Here is a 24401-nt window from a genome sequence, read left to right as displayed (position 1 = left end):
GCGTCGCCGGCCCGGCGGGGTAGACGCGAACGCCCCGGAACGAAGAGCGTTCCGGGGCGTGAGCCAAAACTGGGTGTGGGAATTAGCTGGTGGCGGTCTTCTTGTTGGCGGCCACGGCGGCGGCGACGGCTACACCGGCCACAACAAGGAACATCAGGAACTTGCGTCCCTTGGAGCCCTTCTTCTGGGTGTTCAAGGCCTTCTGCGCGCGGTTCACGGCATCCTCGACGGAGCTGCGGGTGCGCTTGGCGGCCTTGGAGTTCCCGGTCACGTTGCTGACCAGATTGGCGCCTGCGTCGCTGATGGCCCCAGCATCAACACCGGCAATGGCCTTGCTCCAGCTTTCCTTCAGTTCCTGGGGGATTTCAGTCTTCGCGTTCTTGGCGAGCTTCTTCAGCGACTTCTCGACTTCTTTGAAGCTCTTCTTGGTCTTGGACATACGTTCCCTCTTTCCTTTGGATTCCCCAGCGCTTCCATGATGGGGACACCACGAAAGCTACTGATTACACCCTAGCCAGCGCGTTGTTCCGACTCAAGGCAACACCGGCTCATTATGGAAAACTCCCAGTAATCCCGCTGTGGGCGAACACCGGGGGAAGACCAAGGCCGGTGTGCCATGGGCCAGATCGGCAGGCGCGAAAGCTCAGTCGCCGGTGAGTTGACGAACCCGGATGCGCACGCTGCTGAGCAGGCAAATCAGTAGCAGCGCGGTGCCGATGGTGGCGCAGATCGCGACCGGGGCGGAGGCCCGAGGACCGTCATAGGCGGCCACGGCAATCCACAGGGCCATCCAGGCGGCGCCGAGGTTCACATAGATCCCCATGGGGTTAAAGAACGTCATCGCGCTGACCGCCAGGCAGGTGAGCAGTACCAGCAGCGCCGTGGCCGCATGCACTGGCCGGGCCAGGGCCTCGACACCGAGCGTGGGAACCCAGGCGGTGAAATTCGTCAGGACCATCACCAGCGTCGTGCCGAAGAACAGTCCCATCGTGGCCCGGGTAATCCACCGATCCGCCGAGGTGTAGAGCACCTTGCGGCTGATCCGGCGCAGGACCAGGAACAGATCGGCCAGCAGCAGCAGCCCGATCACCAGCGCCGCGCCGAGCTGCCGCGCATCCAGCAGCTGCAGCCACAACCCGGCCAGCAGGGCCGCTGCGGCGACCAGGAAGCGGATTCGGTAGTGCAGCAGGGCCTGGCGCTGAGGCTCCCGGCACTGGTACAGGGCATACAGCCCGAGCCCCAGCAGCAGCGGCACCCAGATCCAGTCCGCCGACGCGGCAGGGGCGCCATGCTGGGCATAGAGCACGCCGACGCCGTGCGGGCCGAGCCGGGTGGCAAAGGCCAGCCCGTGGGCCAGCAGCGCCCAGAGGGCACCGGCGAAAACCAGCGCTGCGCAGCACAGGGCCAGGGTCGTGGAAACCTGTGGGGTGCTGGTGCTCAAGACGTTCCTGTCCTCAATAGATCCTGCCTAGTGAGCTGATGGTTGTCACAACATACCACCGCAGCGTGGGCACGGGGCCGAAACACGGCGTGCCGCTGACGGATTGGCGGCAAACGGCTAGTGTTGATCAAGTGAACGAAGAACTCTCCGAGGGCGCCCACTGGGTCCGCGAAGCCATTGCGCTGCTTGACGCCGACGCCAACCGCAGCGCCGACACCCACCTGCACGTCTTCCCGCTGCCCGCCCAGTGGGGCATCGACCTGTACCTGAAGGACGAATCGGTGCACCCCACGGGTTCGCTGAAGCACCGCCTGGCGCGTTCGCTGATCCTCTACGGCTTGGTCAACGGCCACATCGGGAAGGACACCACCCTGGTGGAGGCCTCCAGCGGGTCCACCGCGGTCTCCGAGGCCTACTTCGCCCGCATGCTCGGGCTGCCGTTCATAGCCGTGGTGCCGCACGGAACCAGCAGTGAGAAGGTGGAGCTGATTGAGTTCTACGGCGGGCACTGCCACTTCGTGGATGGGCCGGCGGCCGTCTACCAGTCGGCCCGTGAGCTGGCCGCGGAGAGCAACGGGTACTACCTGGACCAGTTCTCCTACGCCGAACGGGCCACCGACTGGCGGGGCAACAACAACATCGCCGAATCGGTGTTCTCCCAGATGTCCGCCGAACGCCACCCGATTCCCTCCTGGATCGTGATCAGCGCCGGCACCGGCGGCACCAGCGCCACCTTCGGGCGCTATGTGCGCTATCGGCGCCACGCCACGAAGGTCGCCGTCGCCGACCCGGAGAACTCGGCCTTCTATGAGGGCTGGCGGCGCCGGGACATGAACTACGCCACCGGCATCGGCTCACGCATCGAGGGCATCGGGCGCCCGGTGGTCGAACCGTCCTTCGTGCCCGGGGTGATCGACCAGATGCTGCAGGTTCCCGACGCCGGGTCCATCGCCGCCATGCGCCTGTTGCGGGCCAAGACCCGGCACTGGGCCGGGGCCTCCACCGGCACGAACCTGTACGCCGCCTTCGAGGTGATCGCCCGGATGCTGCGCAACGGCGAGCAGGGCAGCGTGGTGACGCTGATCTGCGACAGGGGCGAGCGCTACCAGAACACCTACTACGATGACGCGTGGCTGCAGGCCAATGACCTGCAGCCCGGACACCACACCGCGGTGCTGGAGCACTTTTTGCAGACCGGGCAGTGGGATCCGGACCAGTAGCCCGCTCCGCCGGCCAGGGGGCGCCTCTACGTCGAAGGGCGCAGGGTGGGCATCAGGCCCAGGGTCTTCTTGCGCTGGTGCACCGAGAAGTAGCGTAGTCCCGCATCCGCGGCCACGAAGCGGCGCCGCGACCGGGCCGGCAGGTAGAGCACGTCGCCCACCGCCAGCGGCACGTTGCCGGTTTCGGTGTACAGCACCCCGGAGCCGGAAAACACGTGGATCAGCACGTCCAGGTCCGGGCCCTGGTGTTCGCCGATCTGCTCCCAGGGGCCCAGCGCGATGATGTTCGCATCCAGATCCCGTTGTTCGGGCTCCAGCTTCCAGATCGCCCCGCTGCCCTGGGCCGCCGCGGCCAGCCCGGTGGTGTTGGCCAGCACCCGGGGCAGCGGCGTGGCGGCCAGCCGGGTGAGCAGCACCCGCCACTGTCCGGAATCCAGCGCCCGGGCCTGCCAGTCAAAGGCGCCGGGCTGGTCCCGCTCGAACTCGCGGCGCAGGTTCTGCGGTTCATGATCGGCCAGCAGCACCAGCTGTTCACCGGTCTGCAACCGGGCGAAAAGCTCGAAAATCCGGGCGTGGCGCTGCGGCTTGGGGATCTGGCGCACATCGATGGTCTGCGGGTCTTTGGCGGACAAGGCTTCCTCCATCTCAGGGCCTACGGCGTGCCGGCAGGGTCTGCCGGCTCTTCCCACAGCTTAGCCCCGCCGCCGTGGGGAACCGGTTCTTCGCCGGGGACGCCTAGACTGAAGGGCAGTGGGCGGGTCCGCCGGGCCCGCACCGTGGCCAGCATCGTGGGAAGGAAGCACGCATCATGACAGCACCCCAGCCAGGTTCCAGCGCCGCCGCGCACGCGCAGACCCTGCAGGACTTCCAGCACAACCTGGCCTCGGTGCGCGAACGCATCGCCGAAGCCGAACGCGCCGCCGGGCGCGAGCCGGGCTCGGTGCGCCTGCTGCCGGTGTCCAAGACCGTGCCGGAGGAACGCCTGCGCATCGCGATCGGCGCGGGCATGGACTACCTGGGGGAGAACAAGGTGCAGGAGGCCGCGCGCAAGGCGGAGAACCTGGCCGACATCCCGAACCTGAAGTTCTCGGTCATTGGGCACCTGCAAACCAACAAGGCCAAGTACGTGGCCCGCTTCGCCCACGAATTCCAGGCGCTGGACAACCTGCGCCAGGCCACCGCCCTGCAGCGGCGGCTGGAACTGGAGGACAGGACGCTGGATGTGTTCGTCCAGGTGAACACGTCCGCCGAGGAATCCAAGTTCGGACTGGCGCCCGAGGACACCGCGCCTTTCCTCACCCAGCTGCCGGCCTTTGACCGGCTGCGGGTGCGCGGGCTGATGACCCTGGCGATCTTCTCCAGCGACACCGAACGGGTGCGCGCCTGCTTCGTGCGCCTGCGCGAACTGCGTGAGCGGCTGCGCCAGCAGGCCCCGGACACGGTGGGCCTGGATGAACTGTCCATGGGGATGAGCGGGGACTTTGAACTGGCCATCGCCGAGGGCGCGAGCGTGGTGCGGGTCGGCCAGGCGATCTTCGGGGCCCGCGCCCTGCCCGACAGCCACTACTGGCCCGGCTTCGCCGGCTAGCCGCCACCCCCGATCCGACCTAGGAGTTCCACCGGTGACATGCGGCCTTATGCACACGGGGGTGTGAGATTTGTGGCCAAACGTGGCACCTGGGCGCAATGCGTCGTAGGCTCAGCAGTGAGGCAAACGGTGGAAATCGTCCGCCGGCGAAAATGAGGAGGCACTATGCCTACGGTCGCGCAGAACATCATTAGCCAGCTCGAAGTCCAGGGCGTGAAGCGGATGTACGGGATCCCCGGCGATTCGCTCAACGGCCTGACCGACGCGTTGCGGGAAAACGGGCGCATCGAATGGGTGCACACCCGCCATGAGGAGGCCGCCGCGTTCGCCGCCGCCGCCGAAGCCGAGATCACCGGGGAGCTGGCAGTCTGCGTCGGCTCCTGCGGGCCGGGCAACCTGCACCTGATCAACGGGCTGTACGACGCCAACCGCTCCCGCGTGCCGGTACTGGCCATCGCCGCCCACATCCCCACCGAGGAAATCGGCTCCAACTACTTCCAGGAAACCCACCCCACCGACGTGTTCCGCGAATGCTCGGTGTACGTCGAGCAGGTCTCCGACGCCTCGCAGATGCCGCGCATCATGAACATCGCAATGCGCGAGGCCATTGAAAAGCGCGGGGTGGCGGTCCTGGTGATCGCCGGGGACGTGGCCCTGCAGGACATGCCGCGCATCACCCCGCGCAAGATCGCCAAGACCGAACCGCGGGTGCTGCCCAGCGAGGCGGAGATCGAACGCGCCGCCCAGGTGCTTGGCGGCTCCAAGAAGGTCACCATCCTGGCCGGTGCCGGCAGCGCCGGAGCCCACGCCGAGGTGATGGAGCTGGCCGACAAGCTCGCCGCCCCGGTGGTGCACGCGCTGCGCGGCAAGGACCACATCTCCTACGACAACCCGTTCGACGTGGGCCTGACCGGGCTGATCGGCTTCGCCTCGGGCTACCGCGCCATCGAGGACTGCGACGTGCTGCTGATGCTGGGCACCGACTTCCCGTACCAGCAGTTCCTGCCCGAGGAGGCCACCACCATCCAGGTGGACCTGCGCGGTGAACAGATCGGGCGGCGCACCAAGGTGGACATCCCCCTGGTGGGCACCGTGAAGGACACCGCCCGGGCCCTGTCCGAGGTGCTGCCGCGCTCCAAGCACCGCAAGCACCTGGACGAGTCGACCAAGCACTTCGCCAAGACCCGCGAAAAGCTGGACGAGCTGGCCACCCCCTCCAAGCGCGGGGACGCGATCCACCCGCAGTACCTGGCCCGCCTGGTCGACCAGGCGGCCAGCGAGGACGCGGTGTTCACCGCGGACGTCGGCTCACCGACCGTGTGGGCGGCGCGCTACCTGAGCATGAACGGCAAGCGCCGGCTGCTGGGCTCCTTCAACCACGGGTCGATGGCCAACGCGCTCTCGCACGCCATCGGCGCGCAGGCCGTGGACCGCAAGCGCCAGTCCATCGCGCTGGCCGGTGACGGCGGGCTGACGATGCTGCTCGGTGAGCTGCTGACCGTGAAGCAGAACGGGCTGAACGTGAAGACCGTGGTGTTCAACAACTCCTCGCTGAACTTCGTGGAGCTGGAGATGAAGGCCGCCGGCTACCTCACCTACGGCACCACGCTGGAGAACCCGGACTTCGCCGCCGTGGCCGAGGCCATGGGCATCAAGGGCATCCGGGTCACCGACTCGGCGGACCTGCCCGACGCGGTCGAGCAGATGCTGGCCCACGACGGACCGGTGGTGCTCGATGTGCTCACCGACCGCCAGGAGCTGAGCATGCCGCCGACCATCAAGTTCGAACAGGCCAAGGGCTTCGCCCTGTTCGCCATCAAGACCGTGATGTCCGGTCGCGGCGACGAACTGCTGGATCTGGCCAAGACGAACTGGCGCCGGATGTTCTAGGACACCGCCATGCCCCGCACCAATCCCCGCTAGCCCCAACCGGCACCGCCATGACCGAGCACCAGCTGCCGCAGACCAGCACGCCACTGGACGTGCTGGTCTGCGGCGCGGGAATCGCCGGCAGTGCCGTGGCCGGGCTGCTGCAGCGCAGCGGGCACCGGGTCACCCTGATTGAACGCGCCGGCGCCCACGCCCCGGCCGGATACATGCTCGCCCTCTTCCCGCTGGCCGAGGACCTCTTCCACGCCCTGGGGCTCACCGAAGCCTACCGGCGGCACAGCATCGAGCTGGCCAACTACCGGCTCTACGACCGGCACGGCGCACTGCTGCGCGAGGACCGGCTGGGCGAGCTGATGGGCGCCGCCGGCAGCTACCGCGGCATCGGCCGCGCCGGGCTGCTGCAGCTGCTGCGCTCCGCGGCGGTCCCGGCCTCCTACAACACGCTCCTCACCGACCTGCAGGTCCAGGGGGAGCAGGCCTCGGTGACGCTGCAGAACCCCGAACGGCAATGGACCCAGCGCTTTGACCTGGTGATCGTTGCCGAAGGCATGAACTCCTCCACCCGAACCCTGCTGCGGGTACCCACCCAACGGCTGAACACCGGCTGGGGCGGCTGGGTGGTGTGGGAGGAAACCGAAGGCCGGCGCAGCGTTGAGCCCGGCGGGGCAGCTGAACCCGCATCGCCAGCCACCGGCAGTGAACTGTGGGGCAACGGCTACTTCATGGGCGCCTACCCGGTCCCCGGCGCCACCGGCTTCTTCCTGGGCGGGCCCAGCGCCCTGTGCCAGGCCGGGCCGGCCGGCTTCCTGGACACCGTCTACCGCGGCACCGGGGCCATCCCGCAGGAATTTCGCACCGTCGGGGACACGCTGATGTCCCAGCAGCACCCCTACTACTGGAACCTGGAGGACGTGCGGGCCAGCCGGTGGGTCAGCGGGCCGGTGGTGCTGCTCGGGGACGCGGCCGCCGGCTTCCTGCCCACCGCCGGGATCGGGGCCGGGATGGCCCTGGATTCGGCCTGGCTGCTGGCCGGCGCCCTGGCCGAACACGGCCGCTACCCGCTGCCGCAGCTGCTCGCGGGCTACCTGAAGGCCGCAAGGCCCCGCGTGCTGGCCGCCCAGGACAACTCGCGCCGGCTGGCCCGGCTGATGTTCCGGCGCAGCGCCGCCTGGGCCGCCGTGCGCGACGCGCTCACCCGGCGGGCCAGTGTCGCCGCCGTGTTGGGCCCGATCCGCAGCATCATCGACACCCGTCCGGACATCGGCGGGCTGCTGCGTCAAATGTGAAGCCCACGCCCGTAGGAGCCTATGCTTAAGCAGGACCGTGCCCGCCGGGGCACCACGTTTTGCGGACGTTCAGATCGACTACGTTGAAGAAGAGGCCTGTACGCTTTCATGACATCGCAACCAGCTGCGGCGCACGCCGCGACCATCGAGGATTTCACCCACAACCTGCAGGCGGTTCACCAGCGCATCGCCGCGGCGGCCACCGCGGCCGGCCGGGACCCGAAGGACGTACGGCTGCTGCCGGTAACCAAGACCATCCCCTCCCAGCGGTTGCGCCTGGCCATCGCCGCCGGCGTTGACACGCTGGGGGAGAACAAGGTGCAGGAAGCCCTGGCCAAGAGCGAGGAGCTGGCGGACCTGACCCACCTGCGCTACGCCATCATCGGGCCCCTGCAGCGCAACAAGGCCAAGTTCGTGGCCCGTTTCGCCCACGAGTTCCACGCCCTGGACTCGCTGCGCCTGGCCGAGACCCTGCAGCGCCAGCTGGAGGCCGCCGAGCGGACCCTGGAGGTCTACATCCAGGTCAACACGTCCGGCGAGGACACCAAATCCGGGATCCAGGCCGACGAGGCCGCCGAACTGGCCGCCGCGCTACAGCCCCTGGACCGCCTGGAACTGCGCGGGCTGATGACCATGGCGGCCCACTCCACCGACCAGGCGATGGTGCGGGCCAGTTTCCGGCGGCTGCGCGAGTGCGCCGAGTCGGTGCGCGACGCCGCGCCCAACCCGGAACGCTTCACACAGCTGTCCATGGGCATGAGCGGGGACTTCGAGCTGGCCATCGCCGAAGGCGCCACCGTGGTGCGCGTGGGCCAGGGAATCTTCGGCGCCCGCCACTACCCGGACCGGCCCGCGCAGTGAGCGGGCTGGAACTGGACCGGCGCCCGGTCAAGGCCGTGGTGATCGGATCCCAGCTGGCCTACGGCGCGGTGGGAAACAACACCGTGGCCCGGATGATCGAGGCGGCCGGGCACCGCTGCGTGCAGGTGCCCACCGTGGTGCTCAGCAACCTGCCGCACTACCCGAGCCTGGCCGGGGGCCCGGTGCCCGAGACCTGGCTGACCGGGTTCCTTGACGACCTGCTGGCCCGCCAGGTGCTCGATGACACCCAGTACGTGTTCGTCGGCTACCTGGGTGAGGCCCGGCAGGCCGAGATCATCGCCGCCTGGTATGTCCGGGCCCGTGAGCTCTACCCGCAGCTGAAGCTGATCCTGGACCCGGCCATGGGTGATGACGATGTGGGGCTCTACACCCACCAGGACGTTGCCGACGGCTACCGGGAGCACCTGCTGCCGATCGCTTGGCTGAGCACCCCGAACCGCTTTGAGCTGGCGCTGTTCAGCGGGGAGCCGATCTACGACGAGCAGGACGCGGCGAACGCCTGCCTGGACTTGATGGAGGTCGGCTGCCGCTACGTGGTGCTCACCTCCGCGCCCACCGATGATCCGTCCCTCATCGGCTGCCTGATCGCCCTGGACGATGAGCATTTCGAGCAGGTGGACACCGCCAGGGTCACCAGCACCGCCAAGGGCGCGGGAGACTGCTTCGCCGGGCTGATGATCGGTGAACTGCTGCGCGGCAGCGAGCTGCTGCCGGCAGTGGAGCAGGCGGTGCTGGGAACCTCGAGCGCGCTCTCCGGCAACCATCCGCTGTTCTAGAGGTCGCGCGGGCTGGGGACACTTGTCTCGAGCCCCGCGGCCTTCCGCATGCCCGCACACTCTCGTGCACTGGTATCAGTCTGTGTCAGGCAAGGGCGGTTGGCCCCGATCAGTCGGTGGCGGGCGGTCTGTGGCGGCGAAAACGGGTGCGGAATAGTTTCCCACATTCGGCGATATTGAAGCCTAAACGTCGGTGCCGGGGATGACACTAGGGATAGGTCCGGCAGCCGTCGCCCGGCACTAGATAGTGTGTCCGCCGCAGGCTCGCCCAACACGCCGAAAGGAGGCTCACACAAAGAATTTTTAACGCACATCGAGCCGTCCACCGGCTGTGGACAAGATGGGGCCGACCCCGAGAAATCGCGGTTTAAACCGGGGCTCTTATCCACAAGACGTGTGGACTTGACAATGGCCGAATGACATACTTGTAATACATCATGTTGTGGCTGCTTGCACGGGCCAACACAAGATGTAGTATTGAACCCGATGGCGCGTTAGGCGCCGGAAACACCTCGATAACACGGTTTCGGGGCATTTGAGAGGCGGCCGCGTGACGAACCCTTGAAGGGTGTCGCAGAGCCAAAAAGGGACTTTCCAAAGGGGAACAGGGACATGACCGTCACGGTATACACCAAGCCATCCTGCGTGCAGTGCAACGCCACTTATCGAGCCCTGGATAAGAAGGGCATCGTGTACAACAAGGTCGACATCTCCCAGGACGCCGCCGCGCTGGAGCGTGTGCGCAACCTGGGCTACATGCAGGCCCCTGTCGTCATCACCGACAACGACCACTGGTCCGGCTTCCGCCCGGACAAGATCGAGACTCTGGCCCAGGCAAACTAGGCTCAGCCACTCGAAACAACCACGGGTTTTACTCGTCTCAACTAGTAAGCGGAGGCGATCGACTTGCCACCATCAGCGCTGGCCGAGAATCAGCAGTTGGATGAGGCTAGCCACGCCGTGCAGTACACCGACCAGAAGTTGATTTACTTCTCTTCTGCGTCGGAGTACACGCACCGGTTTGTGCAAAAACTGAATATCGGTTCGGCGCGCATCCCCTTGTTTGCGCGCGAACCAGAACTCATTGCCACCAAGCCCTACGTTCTGGTGATTCCCACTTATGGGGGAGAGAACGGAAAACGGGCAGTTCTACCGCAAATTCTGAATTTCTTGAGGAATGAACAGAACCGCCGGCTTCTTCAGGGAGTCATCGGCTCGGGCAACACCAACTTCGGCACCACATATTGTCTGGCGGCTAAACGCGTCGCAGCCAAATGCCAGGTGCCGGTTCTATACACATTTGAATTGATGGGGACGTCGGAAGACGTCCACAAAGTCAAAGAAGGGCTTGATACCTTTTGGACACTAAAGTCTCAGAAGCGGACCTGATGAAGGATGCCAAGGAGCTTCCTGCGAACCTGCAGGGACTGAGCTACAACGACCTGAACGCCATGCTGAACCTCTACGGTCCCGATGGCAAGATCCAGTTCGAGGTCGACCGTTACGCGGCGCGCCAGTACTTCCTGGACCACGTCAACAATAACACCGTGTTCTTCCACGACCTGGATGAGAAGCTCGAATACCTGGTGAAGAACGATTACTACGAGCGGGAAACCCTCGATCAGTATTCGATGAACTTCATCCGCGGTCTCTACAAGCGCGCCTACAACCACAAGTTCCGCTTCCAGACCTTCCTGGGCGCTTTCAAGTTCTACACCTCCTACACGCTGAAGACCTTTGACGGCAAGCGTTACCTGGAACGCTACGAAGACCGCGTGTGCATGGTGGCCCTGCACCTGGCCCGCGGGGATGAGCAGCTGGCCGAAAAGCTGGTCGATGAGATCATCTCCGGCCGTTTCCAGCCGGCAACCCCCACCTTCCTGAACGCCGGCAAGGCGCAGCGTGGCGAACTGGTCTCCTGCTTCCTGCTGCGCATCGAAGACAACATGGAGTCCATCGCCCGCGCGGTGAACTCTTCGCTGCAGCTGTCCAAGCGCGGCGGCGGTGTCGCCCTGGCGCTGACCAACCTGCGTGAGTACGGGGCCCCGATCAAGCAGATCGAGAACCAGTCCTCCGGCGTCATTCCAGTCATGAAGCTGCTGGAAGACTCCTTCTCCTACGCCAACCAGCTCGGTGCCCGCCAGGGTGCCGGTGCCGTCTACCTGAACGCGCACCACCCGGACATCCTGCGCTTCCTGGACACCAAGCGCGAGAACGCGGACGAGAAGATCCGCATCAAGACCCTCTCGCTCGGCGTGGTCGTTCCGGACATCACCTTTGAGCTGGCACGCAAGAACGAGGACATGTACCTGTTCAGCCCCTACGACGTGCAGCGCGTCTACGGGGTGCCGTTCAGCGAAATCTCGGTGACCGAGAAGTACTACGAGATGATTGATGACTCGCGCATCAAGAAGACGAAGATCAACGCCCGCGACTTCTTCACCACCATCGCCGAGATCCAGTTCGAATCCGGGTACCCGTACTTGATGTTCGAAGACACCGTGAACCGGGCCAACCCGATCGCCGGACGGATTACCATGTCCAACCTGTGCTCGGAAATCCTGCAGGTCTCCTCGCCGTCGGAATACAACGATGACCTGAGCTACGCCCGTGTCGGCAAGGACATCTCCTGCAACCTGGGCTCGATGAACATCGCCAAGGCCATGGACGGCAAGGACTTGGCCGGCTCGGTGGACATCGCCATCCGTGCGCTGACCGCGGTCTCGGACATGTCCGACATCAACTCGGTTCCCTCCATTGCCGACGGCAACTCGCGTTCTCACGCCATCGGCCTGGGACAGATGAACCTGCACGGCTACCTGGCCCGTGAGCACGTGCACTACGGTTCCGAAGAAGGCTTGGACTTCACCAACATCTACTTCTACACCGTGGTGTTCCACGCCCTGAGCGCCTCGAACAAAATCGCGATCGAGCGTGGCGAGACGTTCGACGGCTTCGAGAACTCGAAGTACGCCTCGGGAGAGTTCTTCGACAAGTACACCGACCAGGTGTGGGAGCCGGCTACCGAGCGTGTTCGTGAACTGTTCGCCGACATCCAGATCCCTACCCAGGAAGACTGGAAGAAGCTGAAGGCCTCCATCATGGAGCACGGCATCTACAACCAGAACCTGCAGGCGATCCCGCCGACCGGATCGATCTCCTACATCAACAACTCGACTTCCTCCATCCATCCGGTGGCCTCGAAGATCGAGATCCGCAAGGAAGGCAAGATCGGCCGCGTCTACTACCCGGCGCCGTTCATGAACAACGAGAACCTGGAGTACTACCAGGACGCGTATGAGATCGGCTACGAGAAGATCATCGACACCTACGCCGCTGCCACCCAGCACGTGGACCAGGGCCTGTCGCTGACCCTGTTCTTCAAGGACACGATCACCACCCGCGACATCAACAAGGCCCAGATCTACGCATGGCGCAAGGGCATCAAGACCCTGTACTACATCCGCCTGCGCCAGCTGGCCCTGGAAGGCACCGAGGTCGACAACTGCGTCTCGTGCATGCTCTAACCTGAGCTGGCCCGACTCGCACCGCGAGGGGCGCAACAAACGAGGCATCTGAAGACCGCAATGTTTTCAGATGCCTCGTTTGCTTCCAGACAGTACCGGAGAACCCACAGGTGCCCCCTCCAGCCAGACCGGAATCCGCCTGCGGCGGTAGACTTAAACCACCAAACCACGACTCTTCAACGAGGAACCATGACCGAGAAGATTCAGCTCACCAACAAGGTCGAAGCCATTAACTGGAACCGCATCCAGGACGAGAAGGACGTTGAAGTCTGGAACCGGCTGGTCAACAACTTCTGGTTGCCCGAGAAGGTGCCGCTGTCCAACGACATCCAGTCCTGGGCCACCCTCAACGAAGACGAAAAACTGTTGACCATGCGGGTGTTCACCGGGCTCACCCTGCTGGACACCCTGCAGGGAACCGTCGGCGCGGTCTCACTGATTCCCGATGCGCTGACCCCGCACGAGGAAGCGGTGTACACCAACATCGCCTTCATGGAGTCGGTGCACGCCAAGAGCTACTCCTCGATCTTCTCCACCCTGGCTTCGACCAAGGAAATTGACGAGGCCTTCCGCTGGTCCACGGAGAACCAGAACCTGCAGAAGAAGGCGCAGATCATCGAGAGCTACTACCACGGTGATGACCCGCTCAAGCGCAAGGTCGCTTCGACCCTGCTGGAGTCCTTCCTGTTCTACTCGGGCTTCTACCTGCCGATGCACTGGTCATCTCGTGCAAAGCTGACGAACACCGCGGACTTGATCCGACTCATCATCCGCGATGAAGCCGTGCACGGCTACTACATTGGCTACAAGTACCAGAAGGGCTTGGAACAGCAGACCGAGCAGCGCCGCCAGGAACTGAAGGACTACACCTTCGACCTGCTCTTCGAACTCTACGAAAATGAAGTGCAGTACACCCACGACCTCTACGACCCGGTCGGTCTGAGTGAGGACGTGAAGAAGTTCCTGCACTACAACGCGAACAAGGCGCTGATGAACCTGGGCTACGAGGCCATGTTCCCGGCCACCGTCACCGGCGTATCTCCGGCAATCCTCTCGGCACTGAGCCCGAACGCCGATGAGAACCACGACTTCTTCTCCGGCTCCGGTTCCTCCTATGTGATCGGCAAGGCCGTCAACACCGAGGATGAGGACTGGGACTTCTAGGAGCCAGACAACGAGCCAGCTGATCAGCGGCTAGCTGCACCGGCAACAGGGCCCGAGGCCCCCGAAAATATCGGGAGGTTTCGGGCCTTGCGTGTACCGACGCCATTGGCTTTCAAAGGGGCGGAGGACGAACCCAGCTTAATGGGCCCGCCAATAGCACGGCCCCCAGGCTGATCTGCCACCGTGTAGCCGGACAGGTCCATGGACGGCTGCTTCAACCGCGACCGATGCGCCCGCAACAACGACAGCGGTGTTCCTGGTGGCGCCGGGGCCGCTAGGATCATGACAGGTATTACTATCGGCCCCGAACCATCAGTGCTGAAATGAGGCTTATGAGCATCACATGGACCGAACAGCAGGTTCAGGCTGTGCGCCGCCGCTCAATCTCGGTCCTCGCGCTGGGGCAGGTCTTGGGCGGTCTGGGTGCCGGAGCCACCCTGACTCTCGGTTCCCTGCTGATCGTGGACGTTGCCGGAACCGACGCCCTGGCGGGCATGGCAGCAACCATGAACACCATCGGGGCTGCTGTGATGGCCATACCCCTGGCCATTCTTGCCCAGCGTCGGGGACGCAGGGTTTCATTGGCCACCGGGGCACTGATCGCCATCGTGGGAGTGCTGACCATCCTGGCCGGAACGCTTCTTGCCTGGTGGCCGGTGGTGTTACTGGGGATGGGAGTGCTGGGAACCGGAAGCGCCCTCAACCTGCAATCCCGGTTCGCCGCCACCGACCTGTCCAGTGACAGGACTCGGGGACGGGATCTCTCCCTGGTTGTCTGGGCGACGACGATTGGTGCCGTTACCGGGCCGAACTTGTTTGAGCCGGGCGAAGTGATCTCCCGGGCCCTGAATCTGCCGCAGTTCACCGGTGGCTTCCTCATCGCCATGGTGGCCCAAGGGGTGGGATTGGGGATCTACTGGTTTGGCCTGCGCCCCGACCCGATGCTCGTGGCCCAGCACCGGGAGGGGAACCCCGGAACCGGAGCGGTATCGCGAACCAGTGGGTTCTCCATTCTGCGCACCTCCCTGGCCGCCCGGGGAGCAGTCATCACGGTCGCGATGAGCCATGCCCACATGGTTGCGTTGATGTCGATGACCCCGATCCACCTGCAGCACCACGGCTCAACGCTGACCCTGATAGGAGTCACCATTTCAGCCCACGTTGCCGGAATGTACGCGCTCTCCCCAGTCTTCGGCTGGTTGACCGACCGGGTCGGCGCACGCCCCGTAGTGTATGCCGGCCAACTGCTTTTCATTACCGCGAGCATCCTGGTGTGGTTCGGCATGGAGAGCTATGCGCTGATCACCGCGGCTTTGGTCTGCCTGGGCCTGGGATGGAGCGCTTCCACCGTGGCCGGCGCGGCCATGGTAAGCGGGGCGGTTGACATTGCCCATCGTCCGCAGCTGCAGGGCACCTCGGATTTGCTGATGAACCTCAGCGGTGCGGCCGGGGGACTGGTCGCCGGCCCCATCCTCGTGTGGCTCGGTTTCGGCGGCCTGGGGCTCGTGTTGCTGGGCCTGGTCGCGGTGGTGCTGCTGGTTAACATTCCCCTCCATTTCAGCCAGACCCTGAGCTGACCTTCCCCTGGATGGAAGCACCTTTCCGGGCTTCCGCGAGCCGCTTTTCGGTGCGAGAGTTGAAACAGGTTGCGAGGCGAGGGAGTGGTTATGGCAGAAAATCCCGACTGCATCATTGTCGGTGGCGGTCCGGCGGGAATGGTTGCCGGACTCCTGCTGGCGCGTTGCGGGGTGAAGGTCGTCGTTTTGGAGAAGCACGGTGATTTCCTGCGCGACTTCCGGGGGGACACGATTCATCCCTCGACCCTGGAACTTCTGGATCAGCTGGGTCTGATGGGCGAATTCGAGAAGATTCCCTATTCGAAGGTCTTTGGTGCCAGCATCCCGGATCGCCGGGGGCACGACGTCAGGGTGGTTGACCTTGCCGGGCTGAAGCATCCCTACCCATTTATCGCCATGGCGCCGCAGTGGGATTTTTTGAGCCTGTTGGCCCGTGCGGGGGAGCAGGAGGAGAACTTCGAGCTGCGGATGAATTGCGAAGTGACCGACGTGGTGATTGAATCCGGCCAAGTTGTCGGAGTCCAGTACCGCAGCGAGACCGGGGAGGGGCAGCTCAGGGCGCTGCTCACGATCGCCGCGGACGGACGCTGGTCTACCGTGCGCCGTCAAGCGGGACTGTCTTTAAGGGAATACCGAGTACCGGTCGATGTCTGGTGGTTCCGCATCAAGGGGTCAATGCAGGCCAGCAACACGCTGTTGCCGGTGTTCTCGCCCAATCGCGTCTTCGTGCTCATACCCCGGGGAAACTATGTCCAAACGGCGATGCTGCTCAAAAAGGGGGATGACACCAAGCTGCGGCGTCAAGGCATTGAGGAGTTCCGTCGTCAGGTCACTGCGGCCGTTCCAGACCTGGAATCGGCAGTCCAGGACCTGGAACTTGAAGATCTGAAGCTGTTGGAGGTGCTGCTGAACCGGGCCAATAAATGGTGGAGGCGCGGATTATTGTGCATCGGGGATTCAGCTCATGCGATGAGTCCGGTTGGAGGCGTGGGGGTGAACTTGGCAGTGCAGGATGCGGTATGCGCCGCACGGCGGCTTGCTGTTCCGTTGGCAACGGGCAGGATTACCGATCGCGACGTGGCTGCAGTTCAGCGCCGACGAGAACTGCCGACGATGGTGGTGCAGTCGGTTCAGCGTATTCTGCACCGGGGCCTGGTACAGATCCTGGACAGTGATTCCGAGGTCGAACTGCCAAGCGCCATAGGATGGGTGCTGCGCAGAATTCCACAGTTGGCGAGGATTCCGGCGCGTCTGATCGGCGTTGGTCTGTTGCGCGAAAAACCGCCGGAGCCTGCGCTCGTTTCAGGACGACAGCAGACTTAAATGAGTGTGGGAGCCAGGATGAACTCCTGGCTCCCACACGGCTCAAGCTTTAGCGAGCCTGAATGTTGGTTGCCTGCAGGCCCTTCGGGCCCTGCTCAACGCTGTACTCTACGGTCTGGCCTTCTTCCAGCGAACGGAATCCGAAGCTCTGGATTGCGCTGTAGTGAGCGAAGACGTCGGCGGAGCCGTCAGCCGGAGCGATGAAGCCGAAGCCCTTTTCGGCGTTGAACCATTTCACAGTGCCAGTGGCCATGTTGTTTCCTTAGGTGTTTTGGCCACCAACGTGGCCGATGAAACCGTGCCGCGACCGCGACACGAAACTTGGGGATTATCCCTGGACTCGACCCCGGCAGATAGTGCATAGGGCACCAACATCGGTAATCGATTGCTGATCTTTGGACGAAGCAATGACCGCAGGGGAGCGCGTTTGAAAGCGAGGTTGCCGAATCTGATCTGGGTTCTGAAGTAGTCTGCCACCACGAAGTGAGAGGGTGCGGGCTGCGCGGAAATACCCTTGTTCAGGGAACTAGCAGGAGGTGGCCCGAAAGACAGTGGTGAAAAAGAGATTAAAGATTCGATTCAATTAAGGGTCCGAACATGTGTGGAACACGTTGGACTGAACTGCTGCTGTACCTGACCCGCGGTGTGCCCCGGGCCGAGTCGCATGTGCTTCGAAGCTGTCGAACAGTCTCGATGCACGGGATAACCATCCAAGCTTAGCAGTAATTTCTTCACAGATGTTATTCCGCAGTCCTCAAGGACCTTTCTTTGCGCGTTGTCAGCAGCGAACCCCCAAGCCAGCGCCTTACGCGACGCAGGCTGTGAAGTGCCTGACTGTAGCTGGAGAAGGGGATCCGCTGGCCTTCGCCCGCTGTTCGTCGCCCGGCGAACAGCGGGTGAGGGTCAACATGCTCAACCTGAGAGCTGGCCGCGCTCAATGAGTGCCTTTTCCGCGGCCTCCTGGATGAACGCAAAATTGATTGCGGCGCCCGCACTGACTCCGGCGGCGGCTGAAGCCAGGATCATGGCGCCCAGGTTGGCAACATTGCCTGCGGCATAAACGCCGGGAATATCAGTGGCGCCCATCTGGTCGGTGGCAATGTATTCGCCCATTGGATTCTGGGCCAAATGGCCGCCCAGCCTCAAGTAGAGTTCCGCATTTGCGTGCATACTGCTGGCCACCACCGCCGCATCTACGTCAAGAACCATCCCGTTGGACAACGTAATCCCATGCAGCGCGCCATCATCGTGGACGTCCAATGCCTGGACCGCCGAATCGACGACCTCAATGCCCAAGGCTTCCAGCGTGGTCCGCTGATCTTCAGCGAGTGTCGAGGGATCATGATTCAAGTAAGTGACGTGCTTGCTGAGCTGGGAGAAGAGCTGGGCCTGATGTGAGCTCATCACGCTGACACCCAGTATCGCGATCCGTTGTCCGCGCACTTCCCAGCCATGGCAGTACGGGCAATGCAGTACGCTCCTTCCCCAGCCCTGCCCAAGTCCCGGGATTTTTGGCAGAGTGTCCCGTAGCCCGGTGGCAAGGACGATGCGGCGGGCGCCAAAGTGTTCGGACTCGGTGCGTACCGTAAATCCCTGGTTCAGGGATCCTTCCAGGCCCGTGACCGCTAAGCCGCTCAGTTTCACTCCATAATTGATCGCTTGGTCTCGCGCCAGCTGCAGCACCTGCTGCGGTGAAGCGCCGTCGTGTCCGAGGATGTTGTGTGCTGCTGCCGATGTTGCATTGCGCGGTTCACCGGCGTCACAGACGAGCACCGAGCGTAGTGAGCGGGCCAGGGTTGAAGCGGCGGCCAAGCCGGCGGCTCCGCCGCCGATCACCACTACATCGAAATGTTCCATGGTTTGATCCGTTCTATAGGTGGGGGAGCGGGACAATGCCACGCTAACCATTTTTTGCTCTCATCGGATATAGTTTTGCCTATGACGCAAGAAATGGATGTGGATTCTGTCGTCAGGCTTCGGATTCGGGGACTCCGCAAAGCCAAGGGGTGGTCCCTGGAGTCCTTGGCGACCCGGGCACAAATGAGCGTCTCGACCCTCAGCCGCCTGGAGACCGGCAATCGCCGCATGGCCCTTGATCAGTTGGTGCCGCTTGCCCAGGCCCTGGACACCACCCTTGATGAATTGGTGGCGCCCCCGGCGGAGCAGGACGCGCTCATTCGCCCCGAACCGGTCAGTGTTCCGGGCCTGACAACCTGGCGCTTGTCCGAACCCGACGGCCTGCACGGGTCCATGGTCGTCAAGATGCGCATCGACCCGCGAGAAGGCGGCAGTGAACCCGAACCACGCGTTCACCCGGGCAAGGACTGGTTCACGGTGCTGCGCGGCGAAGTGAAGCTGCGACTCGGCGAGCGCGTTTACCACGTCAAGGCGGGACAGGCCGCCCAGTTCGACACGATGACGCCGCATTCGTTTTGGGCGGTGGGCGGGGTGGCCGAGCTGCTGAGCATTCTTGACACCACTGGGCAGCAAATTCACTGCTCACATGGTGATGCCTAGCGCCGAAGCCGGTTCGGGTAGGGTGAGTTGCAGCACGTATCGGAACATTTCAATGAGGTAATGCGATGACTCATCAGGTCGGCGAAGAGCTCGAACAAATCCTGGCTACCGGTGACTTCTACTACGAACCGCTGGGGGAGGGGCGATACCGCTCCACGATTCATGCCCAGGGCGCCTGGAATGAACATGAGCAGCATATGGCCCCGGCCACCGGTGTCCTGGTGCATGAAATGCTGAACTTCCAGCCCCGGGATGACATGCGACTGGCCCGGGTGAGCCTGGAGATCCACGGCCTGATCCACGCCGGTGAGTTCGAAATCAATACCCGCATGATTCGTCCTGGACGCACGATTGAGCTGATTGAAGCCGAGATGGTGACCAACGGGCGGACCAGCATCGTTGCCCGGGCCTGGCGCCTGGCTACCGGGGATTCCTCGGCAGTGGCCGGGAGCGAGGACGCGCGGGTGCCCGGCCCGCAGGAGTGCGAGCCCTACGACGCGGTATCCCAGTGGCCTGGCGGCTACATTCGTGGAGTTGAAATGCGTGCGGCGGCCGGGCACCGGCCGGGCAAGGGCATCGTCTGGCTGCGCAATCCGTTCAGCCTGGTGGACGGGGTCAGCTCCCCGGACATGGTGCGGCTGCTGGGAATGGTGGACACCGCCAACGGTGTGGCGCCACGATCCGAACCCGGCCCGAACAGCTGGATGTTCCCGAACGTGGACCTGCAGATCCACATGTACCGTGAACCGGTGGGCCAGTGGCTGGGGCTGCAGGCTCAGCAGAGCTACGGCGCCGACGGGATCGGGCTGACCTCCGCGGTCCTGCATGACGAGCAGGGCCCTTTCGGGCACAGCGAACAGATCCTCACGGTTCGCCCGCTTTAGCTGCGTGAGGGGTCCTGCGCCAGGTCGGCTAGCAGCTGCTTGATCGTGGGCTTGGGCAGCAGGGTGAATCCCTGGGCCCGGTAGGCCTCACGGTTGGCGCTGTGGGAGCGGTAAAGGGCGTAGCCGCGCTTGATGAGGAAACCCACCGGTTTTCGACGTTCGGAGACGTCGCGGACGAAGCGGCGCAGGGCGGTGACCAGGGCCGGCTCATCTACGTAGTAGGCCTGTACGTTTACCCCCATCTCCCGCAGCGGCTGCAGTAGTTCAGCCAGGAAGATCCCCTCGGCAACAATTGGTCCGGCCCCGGTGATCCGCAGGTACCCGCTGTAGCTGGAGGTGGCGATCGAATAGTCCGGCACGTTCGTTGACCCGGTTTCCAGCAGCTCGCCGATCGCCTCCAGTGCCGCTGCGCGGTTCCAGGTTCCCGGATGGTCCCAGTCGATTTCGCCGTACTGGGTGCGGGGGAAGATTTCCGGTTGGCCGTCTTCGCTGATCTGGCGGTAGAAGGAATCCAGGGGCAGGTGCGGCCTGCCGTAGCGGGAAGCCAGATAGGACTTGCCCGAGCCGGAGGCTCCGCCAATAAGTATCACCGGGGTTGTTGAAAGAGGCACGCTGACCATTATCGCGCAGAACCGTACCGACCGGTAAACGATGCGGTCCTGGTCGGGGCATTCCTTGTCACCTCCGGATCGGTAGTGCGGGCTGGCAGTAGAATCGACATCATGGGTTTAGCTAGCGAAGGTCAGCCGGCACGGCTGCGTGTGCTCATCGAGGAACCGAGCGGGGATCCGGCTGCGGACCTGGAGCGCGGGGTGCAGCTGCTGCGTGAGGTGCGCGCCGGTCAGATGCCCGCACTGCTGCGCATCTACCGTCCCGATCCGACCCTGGCCTTCGGGCAGCGTGATGTCCGGCTCGAGGGCTATCAGGCGGCCGTGGAAGCGGCGCAACGTCATGGGTTCACGCCCGTGGTGCGCCAGGCCGGTGGGCGGGCGGCGGCCTACCACCGCGGCACGCTGATTGTGGATCACATTGAGGCCGAAGCCGAGGCAATGATGGGACACCAGGCCCGGTTCACCGATTTCGGGGAACTGTATGCCAGGGCGCTGCAGCGGCTGGGAGTCCAGGCGCGAATGGGGGAACTGGCTGGCGAATACTGTGCCGGAGAGCACTCCGTGCACGGGGTGCCCGGCCCAGGCGCACGAGTCGACGCCCCGGTGAAACTCATCGGAACGGCCCAACGGGTGGTGGCCGGGGCGTGGCTTTTTTCATCGGTCTTCGTCATCAGCGAATCGGCTCCCATCCGTGCCGTGCTCGACGAGGTCTACCAGCGGATGCAGATCCCCATGGATCCATCGACCATTGGGGCGGCTGATGACCTGGTTCCCGGGCTCAGTGTCGAGGACTTCACCCGAGCTCTACTAAAGGAGTACTCCACCAGATACCAGTTGGACCAGGTGGGGGAGAAGACACTTAGTTAGCAACGCCGACCCGGGGTCAGCCAGCTACGGTCGGATAACGCAATGCCCAGCAGGCCGCGGTGCGGGCTGCTGGGCATTGCGCTAAGTTCTCTGATCAATCACCGACGCCGTTAGGCGCGTTCCAGGACCTCTTCGATGCGCGGATTGGTGGCTGCGCTGCCGTCGGAGAACACCAGGGTCGGCACGGTCTGGTTGCCGCCATTGAAGGACTCGACGATCTGGGCGGTGCCTTCCACCTCTTCGATGTTCACCTCGGTGTACTTCACACCCTTCTGGTCCATCATGCGCTTGAGGTTGCGGCAGTAACCGCACCAGCTGGTGGTGAACATGGTTACCGACCCGGATTCCGGGATGTACTGGTCATAATTTACTGGGTTGCTCATACCTCATTGAACCATTTTGCTGGCAGACTTGTTCCCATGTGCGGAAGATACGTCAAAAAATGGTGGAGAACAGAACTTCCGCATAATCATGCGGGAAAACGCTTAGTGTCATGACTGGAAATGACTAATAATGACTAGGTATGGCTACACTATGGCCACACCTGCAATAGGGGAAAAATGGCTAGAGGTAAAGGTAAAGGTAAAGGTGAAGGCGGCCTACATTAGGACGGTCGAGGATTCTGGACGGCTACAGTAGAACTCCCGCCTGGGCTGGACGGAAAACGCAGACGCAAAGAAGTCCGTTGCAAAAACAAAACGCGGGCACGACAAGAACTGCAAGAATGGAAAGGCACCGTAGCCAAATACGGTGACGTTGCCAGCTCCAGCATGACAGTCGAAAAGTGGCTCACCTAGTGGCTCGAAAAGATCGTGCCGCGCATTGTAGCCCCAAACACCTATAGCGGGCAAGTGAACCACGTGAAGTCGTACCTCATACCGTTACTAGGTCTAGTCTTCAGTGAGGTTGGGTACGCGGCTGGCCTGTCATGGCAGCTGCAAGGCTTCAACAAGGTGGCCATCGAAGCGGCACGGGACGATTACGAACTCCGCTCCGTCAGAGGGAACCTATATCTGTCATGCCCCAAATCAACATCCAGCCCTGCTTGGCAGGAGTACCTGAACAAGCGCCGCTAGAAAACCGGAATCGCCCCGCATAATCTTTAGGTCATGCGGGACGATTTTCGCGCTTAAGTAGCTAGCAACTTGAAGGCGTTCCGAAGTTCATCCCGTCGCGGCCTGTAGCGCCGACTAGCCCCTTTGTTCCAGAGTAAGTAACAACTTTTTTCATCTCGGGGGTTTCATGCCCTGCCGTGCTCATGACGGTAACCGCTAGTTCATCCAGATCACACTGATTCCAGTTCTTGCCGGAAACAGTCACCGACATAACACCCTTGGATTCCTGCCCCCATTCGGTGATGTAGTGATGCGGAATTTCTTTGCTGAAGTCTGAGAACTTCGATTTGCTATTGCCGTTCAAGAACAGATTGATCATCTTGTCAGCCCATGCTTTGCCATCGTTAGGGGTGGCAGTCTTTTTTGCGCTAGCCTCAAACGATTCATCAGGCGATGCCGACGTTGTATCGGACGCGCTGATCGTAGCGGTGGGGCTTGGCGTAGACTCTGCCGACTCGTTCCCTGCCGTGCATCCGGCGAGTGCGAGAGCGGCCACCAGCGTGCCCACAGTAACGAGTTTCTTCACAGGTTCCTCCAAGTGGGTTTGCGGCCAGTGTATGGGGCGCGGTGGACGGTTCGCGAGTTGGTCAGTCTTCGCGATCGGTCTTGCGGGGTCTGCCGCCGTGGCCTGGTCGGGTGGCGTTCCAAGCGTCGATGGTTTCGGGGAGCCACCCGCGAACTGCGCGGGGGCCGTCGCCGGTCACCGCGTCCGGTTCAGGCAACCGTCCATCGTCCGCATACTTCTTCGCTGACGTGGGTGAGATGCCGAGCCGGCTCGCGATGCCCGCGATGGTCAAGTAACGGATAGTCACTTTCGGGGTTTCCTAACCGCCGTAACGATGGCCGCGTTACCGAAAGCGAGAGCGCCAACTCCGAACAGCAGCCGGGCGAGTGGCGGCAGTCGAACGAGCACGCTTACGAGGGCGATAATCACGGTTACGGCTACTAGCGTTTTCAATTTCATGATGGTGTGCAATAGTAGGAGGGAGGCTAGCCTTCAGCCCTTGCCGGGGCTGAGAGTCGGTTCAAGCTTGTCTCTTTCGGACTGCTTGAATGCGGCTATGAGTGCCGCGATTCCTACTAATAGAGTTCCTATCCCCGTTAGCAGCTTTCCGAAGTCTCCCATAGTTGCTACCTTCTTTCTTTGTTTGCCTTACATGAATATTACATACGCTAAGATTCCAGATATAAGAACTTAGCGGGTATATTTATGGGCGAAAGTGCAGGAGCAACAAAACCGCCTCACCTCATGAAAGGGTGAGGCGGTTCTTTGCGTTAACAGGCCGAGCTTGACGCGCTCAGGCTGGAATCTTCCGTCTGAACCGTTACCCGATCGATTCCCTCTTTGCATCCATAGGCGGACATCACGGAATCCGCGTAAGATGGCAGTTCTGTTTTGCTCCAATCACCATCGGCAACAGAGATCCTAATCCTGTTGGTCCCGTCCGACTCCCATGTGATTGTGGCGCGTTGCGGTGTACCTTTAGCCCACCCTTCAAAGCTATTGGCACCGTTATTATCGAGGTACCCATTCTGCGCCCTAATCTCCGGCGGCAAGACTTGCACGCCATCCGAATCAGTGGGGTAGGCTACCGGACTTTTTGACGGACTCGCACTTGTCGAGCTGGAAGCATTTGGAGTAGGCGTTGCCTTTGGGGCGCTGGACGTCGCTGTGACCCTTGGTGCAGGGTCTGCTGATTGATTGCCCGCGGAGCAGCCCGCGAGCGCGAGAG

The 24401-nt window shown here is 63.0% G+C and carries 23 protein-coding genes; 15 read left to right on the top strand and 8 right to left on the bottom strand.

All coding sequences use genetic code 11. The annotated features are described in order from the left end of the window. Window positions 1-82: 82 nt before the first annotated feature. Together GcLGCM259_RS08100 and GcLGCM259_RS08095 are read right to left on the bottom strand one after the other, a co-directional pair. Window positions 83-439, bottom strand: coding sequence for a hypothetical protein (locus GcLGCM259_RS08100; protein ID WP_054820735.1), 357 nt, complete (start codon window positions 437-439; stop codon window positions 83-85). Between the two features lie 204 nt (window positions 440-643). Beyond that, complete coding sequence (locus tag GcLGCM259_RS08095) at window positions 644-1441, bottom strand: TspO-related membrane protein (RefSeq protein WP_138926294.1); 798 nt, start codon at window positions 1439-1441, stop codon at window positions 644-646. A 131-nt stretch (window positions 1442-1572) separates the two neighbouring features. On the opposite strand from GcLGCM259_RS08095, the gene GcLGCM259_RS08090 reads away from it, so the two are divergent. Then, the gene (locus tag GcLGCM259_RS08090) at window positions 1573-2661 is read left to right on the top strand and encodes a PLP-dependent cysteine synthase family protein (RefSeq protein WP_246049469.1); all 1089 of its coding nucleotides are present in this window, start codon (window positions 1573-1575) and stop codon (window positions 2659-2661) included. 26 nt (window positions 2662-2687) lie between these two features. Here the strand turns inward: GcLGCM259_RS08090 and GcLGCM259_RS08085 are convergent, their stop codons facing one another. Next, window positions 2688-3293, bottom strand: a complete 606-nt coding sequence (locus GcLGCM259_RS08085; protein ID WP_246049468.1) for a DUF2249 domain-containing protein — start codon at window positions 3291-3293, stop codon at window positions 2688-2690. A 176-nt stretch (window positions 3294-3469) separates the two neighbouring features. Between GcLGCM259_RS08085 and GcLGCM259_RS08080 the strand changes: the two genes are divergently transcribed. The 11 genes from GcLGCM259_RS08080 to GcLGCM259_RS08030 all read left to right on the top strand — a co-directional run bounded on the left by GcLGCM259_RS08080 (window position 3470) and on the right by GcLGCM259_RS08030 (window position 16674). Further along, window positions 3470-4249, top strand: coding sequence for a YggS family pyridoxal phosphate-dependent enzyme (locus tag GcLGCM259_RS08080; RefSeq protein ID WP_138926291.1), 780 nt, complete (start codon window positions 3470-3472; stop codon window positions 4247-4249). Window positions 4250-4414: 165 nt separating this feature from the next. Next, entirely contained in the window at window positions 4415-6139 is a 1725-nt protein-coding gene (gene poxB, locus GcLGCM259_RS08075) for a ubiquinone-dependent pyruvate dehydrogenase (RefSeq protein WP_138926290.1), read from the top strand. Between the two features lie 50 nt (window positions 6140-6189). Next, window positions 6190-7425, top strand: coding sequence for an FAD-dependent oxidoreductase (locus GcLGCM259_RS08070; RefSeq protein ID WP_138926289.1), 1236 nt, complete (start codon window positions 6190-6192; stop codon window positions 7423-7425). A gap of 108 nt (window positions 7426-7533) precedes the next feature. After that, a complete protein-coding gene (locus tag GcLGCM259_RS08065; protein ID WP_138926288.1) occupies window positions 7534-8286 on the top strand; it encodes a YggS family pyridoxal phosphate-dependent enzyme in 753 nt (250 codons plus the stop codon). Then, complete coding sequence (locus GcLGCM259_RS08060; RefSeq protein WP_138926287.1) at window positions 8283-9083, top strand: PfkB family carbohydrate kinase; 801 nt, start codon at window positions 8283-8285, stop codon at window positions 9081-9083. The genes GcLGCM259_RS08065 and GcLGCM259_RS08060 overlap by 4 nt, the downstream gene beginning before the upstream one ends. 612 nt (window positions 9084-9695) lie before the next feature. Further along, window positions 9696-9926: a glutaredoxin-like protein NrdH gene (gene nrdH / locus GcLGCM259_RS08055; RefSeq protein WP_054820723.1), complete on the top strand. Its 231-nt coding sequence runs from the start codon at window positions 9696-9698 to the stop codon at window positions 9924-9926. A gap of 96 nt (window positions 9927-10022) precedes the next feature. Next, window positions 10023-10472, top strand: a complete 450-nt coding sequence (gene nrdI / locus GcLGCM259_RS08050) for a class Ib ribonucleoside-diphosphate reductase assembly flavoprotein NrdI (RefSeq protein WP_246049467.1) — start codon at window positions 10023-10025, stop codon at window positions 10470-10472. After that, window positions 10472-12610, top strand: coding sequence for a class 1b ribonucleoside-diphosphate reductase subunit alpha (nrdE, locus tag GcLGCM259_RS08045; RefSeq protein ID WP_138174209.1), 2139 nt, complete (start codon window positions 10472-10474; stop codon window positions 12608-12610). The genes nrdI and nrdE overlap by 1 nt, the downstream gene beginning before the upstream one ends. 189 nt (window positions 12611-12799) lie before the next feature. Continuing rightward, on the top strand, window positions 12800-13774 hold the full coding sequence (nrdF, locus tag GcLGCM259_RS08040) for a class 1b ribonucleoside-diphosphate reductase subunit beta (RefSeq protein ID WP_054820721.1): 975 nt from the start codon (window positions 12800-12802) through the stop codon (window positions 13772-13774). A 332-nt stretch (window positions 13775-14106) separates the two neighbouring features. Next, the gene (locus GcLGCM259_RS08035; RefSeq protein ID WP_246049464.1) at window positions 14107-15351 is read left to right on the top strand and encodes an MFS transporter; all 1245 of its coding nucleotides are present in this window, start codon (window positions 14107-14109) and stop codon (window positions 15349-15351) included. A gap of 90 nt (window positions 15352-15441) precedes the next feature. Continuing rightward, a complete protein-coding gene (locus tag GcLGCM259_RS08030; protein WP_138926285.1) occupies window positions 15442-16674 on the top strand; it encodes an FAD-dependent oxidoreductase in 1233 nt (410 codons plus the stop codon). Between the two features lie 49 nt (window positions 16675-16723). Here the strand turns inward: GcLGCM259_RS08030 and GcLGCM259_RS08025 are convergent, their stop codons facing one another. Next, complete coding sequence (locus GcLGCM259_RS08025) at window positions 16724-16927, bottom strand: cold-shock protein (RefSeq protein WP_138926284.1); 204 nt, start codon at window positions 16925-16927, stop codon at window positions 16724-16726. Between the two features lie 659 nt (window positions 16928-17586). Then, window positions 17587-18531, bottom strand: a complete 945-nt coding sequence (locus tag GcLGCM259_RS08020; protein WP_138174200.1) for an NAD(P)/FAD-dependent oxidoreductase — start codon at window positions 18529-18531, stop codon at window positions 17587-17589. Between the two features lie 81 nt (window positions 18532-18612). On the opposite strand from GcLGCM259_RS08020, the gene GcLGCM259_RS08015 reads away from it, so the two are divergent. Further along, complete coding sequence (locus tag GcLGCM259_RS08015) at window positions 18613-19191, top strand: helix-turn-helix domain-containing protein (RefSeq protein WP_138174198.1); 579 nt, start codon at window positions 18613-18615, stop codon at window positions 19189-19191. Between the two features lie 65 nt (window positions 19192-19256). Then, window positions 19257-20075: a thioesterase family protein gene (locus tag GcLGCM259_RS08010; RefSeq protein ID WP_138174196.1), complete on the top strand. Its 819-nt coding sequence runs from the start codon at window positions 19257-19259 to the stop codon at window positions 20073-20075. Here GcLGCM259_RS08010 and GcLGCM259_RS08005 read toward each other — a convergent pair. After that, on the bottom strand, window positions 20072-20695 hold the full coding sequence (locus tag GcLGCM259_RS08005; RefSeq protein WP_138174194.1) for a uridine kinase family protein: 624 nt from the start codon (window positions 20693-20695) through the stop codon (window positions 20072-20074). The genes GcLGCM259_RS08010 and GcLGCM259_RS08005 overlap by 4 nt on opposite strands. A 102-nt stretch (window positions 20696-20797) precedes the next feature. Between GcLGCM259_RS08005 and GcLGCM259_RS08000 the strand changes: the two genes are divergently transcribed. Continuing rightward, on the top strand, window positions 20798-21553 hold the full coding sequence (locus GcLGCM259_RS08000) for a lipoate--protein ligase family protein (protein WP_246049462.1): 756 nt from the start codon (window positions 20798-20800) through the stop codon (window positions 21551-21553). Window positions 21554-21663: 110 nt separating this feature from the next. On the opposite strand, the gene GcLGCM259_RS07995 is transcribed toward GcLGCM259_RS08000, so the two are convergent. Together GcLGCM259_RS07995 and GcLGCM259_RS07990 are read right to left on the bottom strand one after the other, a co-directional pair. Continuing rightward, window positions 21664-21936 (bottom strand): mycoredoxin, encoded by a 273-nt coding sequence (locus tag GcLGCM259_RS07995; RefSeq protein ID WP_138174192.1) that lies wholly within the window; start codon window positions 21934-21936, stop codon window positions 21664-21666. 754 nt (window positions 21937-22690) lie between these two features. Beyond that, entirely contained in the window at window positions 22691-23176 is a 486-nt protein-coding gene (locus GcLGCM259_RS07990) for a hypothetical protein (protein WP_217496521.1), read from the bottom strand. Window positions 23177-24401 lie beyond the last annotated feature (1225 nt).

The sequence above is a fragment of the Glutamicibacter creatinolyticus genome (assembly GCF_006094275.1).
GTDB lineage: Bacteria > Actinomycetota > Actinomycetes > Actinomycetales > Micrococcaceae > Glutamicibacter > Glutamicibacter creatinolyticus.
This window is presented reverse-complemented; position numbering and strand designations above follow the sequence as displayed.

Coding starts and splice junctions, on each gene's coding strand:
- poxB (WP_138926290.1), top strand. CDS start 4,415: ATGCCTACGGTCGCGCAGAACATCATTAGCCAGCTCGAAGTCCAGGGC.
- GcLGCM259_RS08025 (WP_138926284.1), bottom strand. CDS start 16,927: ATGGCCACTGGCACTGTGAAATGGTTCAACGCCGAAAAGGGCTTCGGC.
- nrdH (WP_054820723.1), top strand. CDS start 9,696: ATGACCGTCACGGTATACACCAAGCCATCCTGCGTGCAGTGCAACGCC.
- nrdE (WP_138174209.1), top strand. CDS start 10,472: ATGAAGGATGCCAAGGAGCTTCCTGCGAACCTGCAGGGACTGAGCTAC.
- nrdF (WP_054820721.1), top strand. CDS start 12,800: ATGACCGAGAAGATTCAGCTCACCAACAAGGTCGAAGCCATTAACTGG.
- GcLGCM259_RS08005 (WP_138174194.1), bottom strand. CDS start 20,695: ATGGTCAGCGTGCCTCTTTCAACAACCCCGGTGATACTTATTGGCGGA.
- GcLGCM259_RS08065 (WP_138926288.1), top strand. CDS start 7,534: ATGACATCGCAACCAGCTGCGGCGCACGCCGCGACCATCGAGGATTTC.
- GcLGCM259_RS08010 (WP_138174196.1), top strand. CDS start 19,257: ATGACTCATCAGGTCGGCGAAGAGCTCGAACAAATCCTGGCTACCGGT.
- GcLGCM259_RS08080 (WP_138926291.1), top strand. CDS start 3,470: ATGACAGCACCCCAGCCAGGTTCCAGCGCCGCCGCGCACGCGCAGACC.
- GcLGCM259_RS08020 (WP_138174200.1), bottom strand. CDS start 18,531: ATGGAACATTTCGATGTAGTGGTGATCGGCGGCGGAGCCGCCGGCTTG.
- GcLGCM259_RS08100 (WP_054820735.1), bottom strand. CDS start 439: ATGTCCAAGACCAAGAAGAGCTTCAAAGAAGTCGAGAAGTCGCTGAAG.
- GcLGCM259_RS08030 (WP_138926285.1), top strand. CDS start 15,442: ATGGCAGAAAATCCCGACTGCATCATTGTCGGTGGCGGTCCGGCGGGA.
- GcLGCM259_RS07995 (WP_138174192.1), bottom strand. CDS start 21,936: ATGAGCAACCCAGTAAATTATGACCAGTACATCCCGGAATCCGGGTCG.
- GcLGCM259_RS08015 (WP_138174198.1), top strand. CDS start 18,613: ATGACGCAAGAAATGGATGTGGATTCTGTCGTCAGGCTTCGGATTCGG.
- GcLGCM259_RS08070 (WP_138926289.1), top strand. CDS start 6,190: ATGACCGAGCACCAGCTGCCGCAGACCAGCACGCCACTGGACGTGCTG.
- GcLGCM259_RS08000 (WP_246049462.1), top strand. CDS start 20,798: ATGGGTTTAGCTAGCGAAGGTCAGCCGGCACGGCTGCGTGTGCTCATC.
- GcLGCM259_RS08035 (WP_246049464.1), top strand. CDS start 14,107: ATGAGCATCACATGGACCGAACAGCAGGTTCAGGCTGTGCGCCGCCGC.